The 12,403-nt window shown below is 61.9% G+C and carries 10 protein-coding genes; 8 read left to right on the top strand and 2 right to left on the bottom strand.

What is annotated here, in order from left to right; translation table 11 throughout:
* The 4 genes from C481_RS02630 to C481_RS02615 all read left to right on the top strand — a co-directional run.
* On the top strand, positions 1-2,825 hold a 2,825-nt coding region (locus tag C481_RS02630; protein ID WP_006107333.1), incomplete at its 5' end, for an FAD-binding and (Fe-S)-binding domain-containing protein.
* Between the two features lie 156 nt (positions 2,826-2,981).
* A complete protein-coding gene (locus C481_RS02625; protein ID WP_049904368.1) occupies positions 2,982-3,527 on the top strand; it encodes a hypothetical protein in 546 nt (181 codons plus the stop codon).
* Positions 3,528-3,632: 105 nt separating this feature from the next.
* Positions 3,633-4,970 (top strand): CoA-binding protein, encoded by a 1,338-nt coding sequence (locus C481_RS02620; protein WP_006107331.1) that lies wholly within the window; start codon positions 3,633-3,635, stop codon positions 4,968-4,970.
* 159 nt (positions 4,971-5,129) lie between these two features.
* Positions 5,130-6,524, top strand: a complete 1,395-nt coding sequence (locus C481_RS02615) for an SLC13 family permease (protein WP_006107330.1) — start codon at positions 5,130-5,132, stop codon at positions 6,522-6,524.
* A gap of 390 nt (positions 6,525-6,914) precedes the next feature.
* Here C481_RS02615 and C481_RS02610 read toward each other — a convergent pair whose 3' ends face one another.
* Entirely contained in the window at positions 6,915-7,349 is a 435-nt protein-coding gene (locus tag C481_RS02610) for a hypothetical protein (RefSeq protein ID WP_006107329.1), read from the bottom strand.
* 229 nt (positions 7,350-7,578) lie between these two features.
* On the opposite strand from C481_RS02610, the gene C481_RS02605 reads away from it, so the two are divergent.
* From C481_RS02605 to C481_RS02595, 3 genes are all read left to right on the top strand, one after another.
* The gene (locus tag C481_RS02605; RefSeq protein ID WP_006107328.1) at positions 7,579-8,331 is read left to right on the top strand and encodes a helix-turn-helix domain-containing protein; all 753 of its coding nucleotides are present in this window, start codon (positions 7,579-7,581) and stop codon (positions 8,329-8,331) included.
* A gap of 129 nt (positions 8,332-8,460) precedes the next feature.
* Positions 8,461-9,843, top strand: coding sequence for an aspartate aminotransferase family protein (locus tag C481_RS02600; RefSeq protein ID WP_006107327.1), 1,383 nt, complete (start codon positions 8,461-8,463; stop codon positions 9,841-9,843).
* A 25-nt stretch (positions 9,844-9,868) separates the two neighbouring features.
* Positions 9,869-10,258 (top strand): Rid family detoxifying hydrolase, encoded by a 390-nt coding sequence (locus tag C481_RS02595; protein WP_006107326.1) that lies wholly within the window; start codon positions 9,869-9,871, stop codon positions 10,256-10,258.
* Positions 10,259-10,347: 89 nt separating this feature from the next.
* On the opposite strand, the gene C481_RS02590 is transcribed toward C481_RS02595, so the two are convergent.
* Positions 10,348-11,529, bottom strand: coding sequence for an AI-2E family transporter (locus C481_RS02590; protein ID WP_006107325.1), 1,182 nt, complete (start codon positions 11,527-11,529; stop codon positions 10,348-10,350).
* Positions 11,530-11,764: 235 nt separating this feature from the next.
* Between C481_RS02590 and C481_RS02585 the strand changes: the two genes are divergently transcribed.
* The coding region (locus C481_RS02585) for a M20/M25/M40 family metallo-hydrolase (protein WP_006107324.1) at positions 11,765-12,403 on the top strand (639 nt) is incomplete at its 3' end.

Here is a 12,403-nt window from a genome sequence, read left to right as displayed (position 1 = left end):
GGGGCGGCGGGACGAGTCTCGCGGGACAGGCGGTCAACGAAGCCGTCGTGCTCGATTTTACCCGCTACATGGACGGCGTCGAAGCGATCGATCCCGACGCGCGCTCGGCGCGCGTCCAGGCGGGAACCGTCCTCGGCGAACTCAACGACGAACTCGCGCCGCACGGCCTGAAGTTCGCGCCCGATCCGGCCGCGGGGGACCGCAGCGTCATCGGCGGTGCGATCGGCAACAATTCGACGGGTGCACACTCGCTGGTCTACGGCAAGACCGACGCCTATATCGAAGAATGCGAGGTCGTGCTGGCCGACGGAACGGTCGCGACGCTCGGCGAGACGGCCGTCGACGAGATTCGTTCGGCGGCCGATTCCGAGGGAACCATCCTCGAACGGGTGTGCGCTGAGCTCGTCCGGATCATCGACGAGGAAAGCGACGAGGTACGAGAACGGTTCCCCGACCTGAAGCGCAACGTCTCGGGGTACAACCTGGACGTGCTCGTCGAGGAGGCCGAGAGCGGAACGGTCAACCTCGCGCGGCTACTCGCGGGCAGCGAGGGGACCCTCGCCGTCGTCACCGAGGCCGAGGTGGCGCTCGAACCCGTCCCCGAGACGAAGGCCGTCTCGCTGCTGTTCTACGAGAGCGTCCTCGCCGCCGTGAGCGACGTGCAACACGTCCTCGAACACGAGCCGGCGGCGGTCGAACTCATCGACGACGTGCTCCTCGGGCTGGCCCGCGAGACGACCGAGTTCGAGGAGGCGGCGTCGCTCGTTCCGGCCGACGCCGAGGCGGGACTGCTGATCGAGTTCTACGCCGCGGACGACGAACGCGGGCGCGAGCAGACGGCCGGGCTCCTCGCGGATAGAGTTCCGGGGACGGATACCGAGGCGGAACCACCCGCCGAGCGCCCGGAAATCGACGAATTGCTCGCGTTTGCCGGACTGGAAGCACACGAGGAAGCCGAACGCGACATGTTCTGGACGCTCCGGAAGTCCGGCCTGCCGATCCTCCTCTCGCGGACCTCCGACGAAAAGCACATCAGCTTCATCGAAGACTGTGCGATTCCGCCGGCGCACCTCCCGGAGTTCGTCGAGCGCTTCCAGGCGCTACTCACCGAGAAAGACCGCGACGACGACGCCGCGTTCTACGCCCACGCCGGCCCCGGCGTCCTCCACGTCCGCCCGCTGGTCAACACGAAGGCCGCGACGGACCGCGAGGACATGGAAGCCATCGCGGACGAAGTGACGGATATGGTCGTCGAGTTCGGTGGCAGCGTCTCGGGCGAACACGGTGACGGCCACGCACGTACCCAGTGGAATCGCAAGCTCTACGGCGACGACCTCTGGCAGGCGTTCCGCGACCTGAAGACCGCGTTCGACCCCGACTGGCTGCTCAACCCGGGCAACGTCTGTGGCGACCACGACATGACCGAACACCTCCGGTACGACGACGCCTACGAGTACGACGCCGGGTTCGAGCCGTCGATGAACTGGGACAACGAGAACGGGATGCAGGGCATGGTCGAACTCTGTCACGGCTGCGGCGGCTGTCGCGGGTCCCAGGAGACCACCGGCGGCGTCATGTGCCCCACCTACCGGGCCGCAGACGAGGAGATCACCGCCACGCGAGGTCGAGCGAACCTCCTTCGGCAGGCGATGAGCGGCGACCTGCCCGACGATCCGACCGACGACGAGTTCGCCGAGGAGGTGCTCGACCTCTGTATCGGCTGCAAGGGTTGCAAGCGAGACTGTCCGAGCGGCGTCGACGTCGCGAAGCTCAAGACCGAAGTCATGCACGAGCGCCACCGGGAACACGGGGCGAGCCTTCGCGACCGACTCTTCGCCAACTTCGATTCGCTCGCGGCCGTCGGCAGCGCGATGGCACCGGTCTCGAACCTGCTGAACTCGCTGCCGGGGTCGGGAGCGATTGCGGAGCGAACGGTCGGAATCGCGAGCGATCGGTCGCTTCCAGCGTTCAGCCGCGAGACGCTCCAGGACTGGTTCGAGAAGCGAGGCGGTGCGGCCGCTTCGAAGAAGCGGGCGGAGCGAGCCTCTCGGGCGGACGCGGTGGATGCCGAACGAAAAGCCGTTCTCTTCGCGGACACGTACACGAACTACAGCCACCCCGAAGTCGGCAAGGCCGCGGTGCGCGTTCTCGAGGCCGCCGGCGTCCGCGTCGACGTGGCCGACCGGACCGACAGCGGCCGGCCGGCGCTGTCGAAGGGATTCGTCGACAAAGCGCGCGACGCGATGGAGACGAACATCGCGGAACTGGAGCCGCGCATTCGTGACGGCTGGGACGTCGTCCTCGCGGAGCCCTCCGACGCCGTGATGTTCCAATCCGATAGCCTCGATCTCTGCTCGGGCCGCGCGGTCGAATCGCTCGCGGCGAACTCCTACGGCGTCTGCGAGTACGTCGATACGTTCCGACTCGACGAACTCGTCGAGTGGGAGTCTCCCGCCGAGTCGCTCGCGTACCACGGTCACTGCCACCAGAAGGCCGAAAAGAAGGATCACCACGCCGTCGGCGTCCTTCGGCGGGCGGGGTACGCGGTCGATCCGCTCGACTCGGGGTGTTGTGGCATGGCCGGCACGTTCGGCTACGAGGCCGAGCACTACTCGCTGAGCCGCTCGATCGGCGATATCCTCTTCGAGCAGATCGAAGACAGCGGCGCCGACGTCGTCACTGCCCCGGGAACGTCCTGCCGAACGCAACTCGGCGACGGGCGAATCGAACCGGTCCCCGCCGACAGCTCGTTCGCCGGCAGTGCGCTGGACCGCACGGAACCCCCGACGCCGGTTGAACTCCTCGAGCGGGCTGTGGCGCGATAGGAAGGCGGGACGACGGCTGATCGGATTCCGGTCAGCACCCGTCGGTCGCCGGCTGTCGGCAAGCAGCCCTCATCGTCGGGTTCCGAATCTCGACTACGTAGCCGAATCATTCGAGTAGGTAGACTTTTTATGATAACACTCACAGGGGAGATCACGATGACGACAACCGATTCGCTCGACGTGTCCCCGCGCGATATCGTCATTCTCAAAGCGCGAGTCGATTATCCGACGGCGTCGACGCGGGAACTCAGCCGGATCCTCGAGTCGGAGTACGGAATCACGCTCTCCCACAACCGGGTTAACGAAATCCTTCATACGATGTCCGAAGAGGAAATCTTCCGGGAAGCGATCCTGCCGAACCGGGAAATCTTCCGGCACTATCTGTTCCGCATCGCGTTCGAGTTTCCGAACTTCGACGACAACTGGCGGTCGTGCTACGATGCGCTCGTCAACGACCCGCATATCCTGATGTTCTTCACTGCGGACAGCAACTACCACTGGCACGCGATCGCACAGTTCCGAACCAACGAGGAGATGGAACGGTGGGTACACGAGTTCTTCAAGACGCACGGAGACTTGCTCTCGGAGTTCCACAACACGATGTTACATAGCGTCCACAAGTTCCAGACGGAAGCGGCGATCTTCGACGACATTCTCGCGGAGACGGAGGAGGGACGGCAGTATCTCGAACACGAGGGCTGAGGGGAAGAGTGAGAGGAGAAGAGGAGAGATGGTATCGGGCGAACCGCGTTAGGGGGTACCACAAAATCCCCGCCATTTATGGTCCGATACTCGCTGCAGTGCAGTATGAGCCTACCCGCTCTCTTCGATCCGGATGGCGTCGCCGTTATCGGTGCGTCGGCAACGCCGGGAAAGCTCGGGAACGATGCGATGTCTAACGTCGAAGCCTACGGCACCGAGATCTATCCCGTAAATCCCTCGAGTTCGGGGACCGTCTTCGGCTACGAGTTCGTCGACTCGGTGCGAGAGACCGACGCGGAGCTGGCGCTGTGTTGCGTGCCTCGGCACCTGCAACCGGACGTGATCGAGGAGTGCGGTGAGGCGGGCGTCGAGGCGGCCGTGATCTTCGCCGGCGGATTCGCCGAGATGGGTGGCGACGGTGCGGAGCTACAGCACGCGATTGCGGAGACCGCAGCGGCGTACGACATGACGGTTCTCGGGCCGAACACGGCCGGATACGCGATTCCGCACGAGGATCTGTACGGGTCGTTCGTTCCCCGAATCCGCGATGTCGGGACCGGAAACGTCGGACTCGTCACCCAGAGTGCCGGCGTCGGGATCACCATGTCGTTTCAACTGACTCGCGAGGGATACGGTATCTCGGCCATGTTCGGCCTCGGCAACCGGATGAACACGGGATTTGCCGACGTGATTCCGGCGCTCGACGACGATCCGCGGACCGATGCGATCGTCATGCACGTCGAGGGGACGGACGACGTCGACGCACTCCTGCGGGCCTGCCAAACCGCCGAGACGCCGATCGCCGCGTTCAAAGTCGGCGAACACGACATCGCGGACCTGGCAAGGGCGCACACGGCGGCCCCGGCACAGGACAATGCCATCTACGAGGCCGGCTTCGACCAGCCCGGATTGGTGACCGTCTCGTCGACGACCGAACTGCTCGACGCCGGCAGAGCCCTAGCCGACTCGCCGACGCCCGATGGGCCAAACGTCGGTCTCGTCACGGCCCAGGCCGGGCCAGGAATTATCATGACTGACTTCCTCAAAGGTACTGCGGCGACGTTCCCGGACCTGACCGACGAGACCCGCAAGCGACTCGACGAGATCCTTCCGGGAATCACGTACGCGGAAAACCCGGTCGACACCGGACGACCGATGCCCGAGTTCGGTGCAGTCATCGACGCCGTTGCACGCGACGACAACGTCGACATCGTGCTGGTCTATGAAATCTACGAGGACTCGCTCGGCTATCCCGTCGACGAACTCGAGACGCTCTCCGCCGAAGTCGACAAACCGATCTGCTTTACGGTCGCCGGCCCCGATCATGCGCTCGAAGACGAGCGCCGACAGATGGAGGCGGCTGGAGTTCCGACGTTCGACACGCCGGAGCGCGGCGCGCAGGCCGTCGGCGCGCTACTCGAGTCGATTTCGGGAGCCGAATGACGCGTTCCCGGTCCGGTAGTGGGACACGGTCCAACTGTCGATCAGTTCGTTCCGGCGAGCGGTCGGGTGCGAGCGCTAATCGTCAGTGAGGAACTCCCTGCCCGCAGTGAGCGTCCAAAACCACGACAGTTTTACCGTTCTACTGTCGAACAGAAACCAATGGATCGGTCAGCCGCGATCGAAGTACTCCGCAAACCGAGAGTAGCGTTTCCCCTCGCTGCCCTCGTCGGTCTCGCGGCCTGGCTGGCCATCGCTTCGACCGCGATGGCAACGATGCTCTCGATTACGCTTTTCTGTATTGTTCTCTGGGTTCTCACGCCGATTCCACCGTCGTACACGGGCCTAATCGCACTCGGTCTTATCGCCGTGACCTTTTCGACGGATTTGGCGCTCGTTGGCTTCCAAAAACCCGCGACCTGGCTTATCGGGTTCGGACTGTTAATGGGGGAAGCCACCCGCCAGAGCGGACTCGCCACACGGGTCGGACGATGGGTCGCAACCAGAAGTGTCGGCAATCCGACCGAGGTCGGCTCGCGTCGCACCTATCGACGATTACTGCTCGCACTCTCGCTCGGCGCGCACGCACTCGCCTTCCTCGTTCCGTCAGCCCTCGTCCGCATTCTCGCACTCGCCCCAATCCTTCGAGAACTCGGTTCGCTGTTCGATTCTCGAGAGGCGCGCGTCGGGCTCTACATCGGGCCGCTGTTTGCCACGTTCTACGGCTCAGCCGGGATTCTAACTGCTGACCTCCCAAACATCATTATCTCGGGCTTCAGCCAGTCGATCGCCGATCACACGATTTCGTGGTCGGAGTGGTGGCTCCACATGTATCCGATCCTGGGTTTCGTGCGCGTCCTGCTGGTTATCGGTATCGTCTATCTCCTCTTTCGACCGCCGGCAGATTCGAACGTCGCCCTCCCTGACGACGAGACCGGTTCCGATGGAAGAGACGAACGACGGATGCTCGTTTTCTTGCTCGTCGGAGCGGGAATCTGGGCGACGGACTTCGTTCACGGATTTCATCCGGTAATCGGCGCTATCGTCGTCGTCATTCTGGCGTTTCTTCCGCGGATCGGAATCGCCGAGTTCGAGACGATCGGCAGAGAGGTGGATTTCTCGATCCTGTTCTTTATCGCTGCGGTGTTTGCAATCGGCGACGGACTCACCCAGACGGGGTTTACCGACGAAGCGTCGACGTATCTCCTCGCGCTCATTCCGACGGATGCACCGCTCGTGGTAATTCTCATGTCGGTTTTCGCTATTACGTTCGTACTCACGTTTCTGATGGAGGGGTTGGCAGTCGCGAGCGTCCTCACGCCGATTCTGATTCCGTACATCGAGGCCGCAGGGCTCCCAGTCACGCCGGTGTTACTCGCAGAAGTTACCGCACTGAGTTCGTACTTCTTCCCGTACCAATCGGCGGTACTCATCGTTATCCTAAACGAAGGCGATATCGAGACTCGGGAACTGGTCATCGCAACGGTCGCCTGTTCAGCCGCAACGATAGTGCTCTTACTCCCGATCCAGTTCGGACTATTTGACATCCTCTATTAATGTAGCTGCAGAATAGAGGATCGATTCCACAGCGAAGAAACGGCCAGGATTACACGCAGCGATCGCGATCACGAGTTCAGTAGCTTGACAGCAAAGTAGCTACAGAAAGACGATACCGGGTACTTGGGAAAGGAGGGTAAAACATACCAAACAGGGTCGAACGAAGGTGTCGAGGAAGAGGCGAGAGAAACGAAAAGCCGTATCGATAGCCTCGAAACGAACAGCAAGGGCTGATCGTCACAGTCCGAGCGACCGTCGGATAAGCGGAGAGAAAGGGATTCAAACACATCACGTACGGGAGAGGAGAACGAATATGTCTGTTAGATTCTTTGAACTCTCCTCGCGTGGCCAGGCGAGATTATTTTGAACGAGCAAAAGAGAGGCGAGACGTTACCGGCCTCGCCAACTCCAGAGACCGAGCACCACGAGCAACAGCGCGAGGACGAGGAGAACGGTCCAATCGCTGATCTCGCCGACGGTAAGGTTCTGCGATTCGATGAGTGCAGTCTCCTCGAGCAAGAACAAGATGAGAAAGAGCATCCCGAAAAGGGACGCGATCGCAACGCCGATACCCTCTCGGAGCATCCACTTGAACTCCTCCGCATCAGCCTGAGAGGCGTCCGTTGGCTCCTCGACCGGGTTGCTCGTCGGTTCTGTCATCGGGTATGCGGTACTATCCCAGGGTGTGCCGAGATAGCCGACAACGTACGAGAGGAGAACTCCTGCCACCAATATGATCGCAAACATCAGTACTCCGACGGTTGCGTTCGGCGGTGCAATAATGACTGTCATGACGGCAGCGGCGACGATCGCTCCACCGAGCATTACCAAGAATCGTCTGAATGGAGCCATGGACTCCCCTATTTCGCGCGGGATTATATTCCCATCACACGGTTGCACGACTGTCTCACAAGGTAACTAGTTGGATCTAAGTATAAGAGCGAGTAGAGGATCTGAGAGTCGAGTCGACGGAGCAGACATCGGAGCGGTGGCCGTGGGCGGATTCGGGTAGCCAAACACAGTATACATGGCGATACTACTAGAAGAGACACCCATGCAGGAATTCGTTTTTACAGTCACGTACGACAGCGGCGCAGATGACCTGATGGATGTCTTTATCGAGTATTCTGAACTCTATGCTCGAACGATCGCCTGTCACGCCACTACCGAGACGATGTGGCGCGTGGACGACGTAACTGGGTCACGAGACGCACTAGCAGCGTACGACCAACGGCTCACGGGGCTCTCGCGCTGTTCTAATCTCCGTGGAATGGGCGGTTCTCGGATCGACTGGACGCACGAGGTTCTCTCTACGGAACCGACGCGTCGAGTGATTTACTCGCGTCAATCCGAAGGAGACGGCTGCCGGTCAATTCCGTATCTGGCAGCGAAGTATCTCGGTGATGGCGCGTTGTGTCGCGCCGAGCAACACGGTGCGACCTACGAGTGGCGTCTCCTCGCAGCCGACGAAACGGCTATGAGTCCGATTTACGATGAACTCAGCGATCATCTCCGTGACGGACTCGAACTCACGTTCGAGCGAGTCGAGTCGACACCGAACTGGGAGGCAAACGCGATCGCTGGGTCCGAACTGCCACATAAGCAACGGGAAGCACTCGAGTTAGGCGTCGAATACGGCTACTACCAAACACCTCGCCGGAGTTCGGTTCAGGATATCGCTGCTGCTGAAGGAATTCCGGTTTCGACGCTCCAGTACCGACTGACGCGCGCAGAAGCGTGGCTTGCAACGACGTTTCTTTCGAACGACCCCGTTGAGCGCGGTCAACAGCAAACGCCCCGCGAGTGACGGGTCGTGGCGGCCGGTAGTCCGGCAGCAAAACGGGAGACTATGAGAGATATCGTGATCAGAATTTGTATACACAAAACATGGATACTGTGGACAAGTTATTAATATCTGTTTCACCTGTGGTGACGTATGACGGCAGGACCACCGATCGAGGAACTCCACTTCGATGATGCACCGAACGTCGATTCCGTCCCCGGACCGAAGACCCGGTCGCTACTCGAGAAACAACGGGATATCGACAGTAGTGCGGTCGCCTACCCGAACGATATCCCGATCGCCTTCGAGGAGGGCAAAGGCGCGACGGTTCGCGACGCCGACGGAAACACGTACATCGACCTCTTCGCGGGAATCGGCGTGCTCAACGTCGGTCACGCGAATCCGTACGTGCTTGAGGCCGTCCACGAACAGGCCGACAAGTTCGTTCACACCGTCGACTTCCCGACGGAGGCGCGACTCGAACTGATCGAGAAACTCGATGAGATCGCACCCAGCGGGCTTCAAGGGAACAATCGCGTCGTCTTCGGTGGCCCGACGGGCAGCGACGCCATCGAGGCGTCGATCAAACTCTCCAAGTACAACTCCGACGGGGACGGGCTCGTCGCCTTCCGCGGTTCCTATCACGGCGCGACGACGGGCGCGATGAGCGTCACGTCGAACACGAAGCTCAAGAAACACTACGCACCGCTGCTCTCGGACGTCGTCCACGCGCCGTATCCCTTCCCTTTCCGACAGGGAAAGACGTCCGAGGCGGCGGTCGATCACGCACTCGAGGAGGTACAGGCCATCGTCGAAGACCCTTACGGCGGCCTGGCGAACCCGGCCGCCATCGTCGTCGAACCGATCCAGGGCGAAGGCGGCATCGTCACCCCTCCGGAGGGATTCCTCCAGGGACTTCGCGATATCGCGGACGACAACGACGTAACGCTCGTCTTCGACGAAATCCAGAGCGGCCTCGGTCGCACCGGCCAGTGGTGGGCGAGCGACTGGGAGGACGTCACGCCGGATGTCATGACCTCCGCGAAAGCACTCGGCGGCGTCGGCTTCCCGCTCTCGGCGACGATGTACAAAGAAGAACTCGACACCTGGGGCTCGGGCGACCACGCCGGCACGTATCGTGGCCACGTCGTCGGCATGCGCGCCGGTACCCGCGCCATCGAGTACATGCAGGACCGCGACCTGCTGGCCCACGCTCGCGACCTCGGCGAGTTCATCCAAGGGCGGCTCCGCGAAGCCGCCGACGAAACCGATCGACTCGCCGATATCCGCGGCAAGGGGCTGTTCATCGGAGCCGAGTTCGTCGACGCCGACGGGAATCCGGACGGCGATCTCGTCGATGCGATCCAGCAGTACTGCTTCGAACACGGCGTCCTCGTCTGGACGGCCGGCCGCCACGGGAACGTGCTCCGCTTCCTCCCGCCGCTCGTCCTGACACACGACCTCGCGGCAACGGCACTCGACATCGTCGTTGATGCGATCGAACACACGACCGAAGACACAATGCAGGCCACCTGAACTCGACTTCGTCGGAGGAAACCCCATGACTGACACCGACCCCATCGAAACCGACGGCGCACCGAGCAACGATAACCCGTACTCGCAGGGCGTCCGCGCCGGCGATACACTCTACGTCTCCGGCTACGGACCCGTCGACCCGGAAACCGGCGACCCCGTCGCCGGCGATATCCAGGTGCAAACGAAACGAGTGCTCGAAAATATCGCCGCCGTCGTCGACGAAGCCGGCGGCGACGGACTGGACGACGTCGTGAAGGTGACCGTCTACCTGACTGAACTCGACGACTACGAGCGGGTTAACGCCGCCTACGGCGAACAGTTCGGCGAGGAGCCGCCCGCGCGCGTCTGCGTGGAAGTTTCGCGGCTTCCCGAGGACGTTCGGGTCGAGATGGACGCGACCGCGTACCTCGGCTGACTGCCGCGAATACCGACCGCTCAACGAAGTCCGACACCGGTACCACACGGCTGAACTCTGGAAGGGGAACGAGACGGTCCGAGACGAGTTCAGTCCTCGGAACGATTCTCAGTGTCGGTGTCGGTGTCGGTGTTCGTTTTCGCTGATTCTTCGAGTTCGGTTTCGGCTTTTGCATCCTCGGTGTCGAGTGTCGTCTCCGATCCGGCAGCGGCTGCCGTCTGCTCCCGTTGCGCGTCGGGAGTTGGCACACCGGTTCGTTCTCGAGCGAAGCAATCGAGGACGAGCTTTGCGCCGCCGAGGGCGACGGGGCCGATAAAGAGCCCGACAGCACCGAAGACGACGAGCCCGCCGAAGATGCCGACGATGACGATAGCGGCGTTGTAAGCGCTGGTCTGACCGATCAGCGCGGGCCGGAAATACGAATCCGAGAAGGTGACGAACAGCCCGTAGACGACCATCGCTGCGGCGGCGGTCATCCGCCCGACTGCGGCGAGATACGCCGCCGCCGGAATCCAAATCCCGAACGCGCCGACGAGCGGCAGCAGCGTCAGAACGAACGTTGCAACGGTGAGAAAGATGACGGCCGGGACGCCGGCGACGAAAAGCCCGACACCGAGCAGTGCCGCCTGAATGGCCGCAACGGCGACGTTTCCGATGACCGAGGCCCACATGAGTTGATCCAGCCCCGTCCGGAGTTCATCCAGAATCGCGTCGTCGACTGGGAGTACCCACTGGACCCATGCCAGAAACCGCTTTCCGTCCCGTAACAGCGCGAAGAGGATGAACAGCGTGATGGTTAGTCCGATGAACAGGCTCGGCAGACTGCCAGCGAAACCGAGCACGCCCATCGCGAGTTGCTCGAGTCCGGTTGCGATTCGATCCTGGTTCGCTTCGTAGAGCGCGACGAGATCGACGGCGTAGCCGTTAAACTGGAGCGCCTCCTCGATTGCCGCGACATCGAGTTCGCCTTGGCTGATGGAGTCGACGACCCCCAGTGCCTGTCGGACGGCGATCGTGATGACGTAGATGAGTGGAATCAGGACGACGAGCAGTGTGCCTACGACGATGGTAATCGCCGCGATCGTCGGCCTGATGTACTGTTCGAGACGTTCCTGGACCGGAAAGAGGATATAGGCGAGAACGACGCCGAACAGGACGTACTGAAGATACGGCAGGAGAACGAACAGTGCGAGGAGTCCACTCAGTAGCGCAAGTGCGGTCAGGCCGGGCTGCTCACGAATCCACGCCGAACGGTTGTTCCCATCTGGCATGAGACGTAATTCAACAGTCCGATAAATGAGTCCACGGCTGCGATACGCCAACCGACCCGCGTCGATAACGAACTCTCGGGAATTGATCTCCAGTGTGTCGGCCGAGAATCGGATCGGAAACGATACTTCACCAAACTTTCACTAGAGGATTAAATGGAATATAAATCGATTGTGTGTGAGCAGTCTATGGTTACCGACCACTATTAAGTATCCGGTGTGCTTACACGCGTCACGAATGCCCTACGACGTGCGCACTAGCGTAACCGACCTTCGGCGAGCGTTCCACCGGCATCCGGAACCCGGCTGGCGCGAGTTCAGGACGACGGCTCGCGTCGTGTCCGAACTCGAACGCATCGGCGTGGACGAGATCGCGGTCGGACGGGAGGCCCTTGCGACCGACGAGCGAATGGCCGTCCCGTCGGACGCCGAACTCGAACCCTGGGTCGAGCAGGCGCGCGAGGCGGGCGTGCGGTCGGATATTCTCGAGCGGACCGCCGGTGGCCACACCGGCGCGGTCGCCGTTCTCGAACAGGGAGCGGGGCCGACCGTCGGGTTGCGAGTCGATCTCGATGCGATCTCGATGTCGGAGTCGGCGGAAGACGATCACCGGCCCACCGTGGAGGGATTCCGATCCGCGAACGAAGGCTACATGCACGCCTGCGGGCACGACGCCCATCTTGCGATCGCACTCGGGACGATCGAAGCGATCAAAGACGGCGACTTTGCTGGGACGTTGAAGGTCTTCTTCCAACCGGCCGAGGAGATCTCCGGCGGCGGGAAGGCGATGGCCGAAGGCGGCTACGTCGACGACGTGGACTACCTGTTTGCAACGCACATCGGCCTCGATCACCCGACCGGCGAAATCGTCGCCGGC

This window comes from Natrialba asiatica DSM 12278 (assembly GCF_000337555.1).
Classification (GTDB): Archaea; Halobacteriota; Halobacteria; order Halobacteriales; family Natrialbaceae; genus Natrialba; species Natrialba asiatica.
The sequence above is the reverse complement of the archived record's forward strand: the minus strand, read 5'-3'. Positions and strand labels throughout refer to the sequence as shown.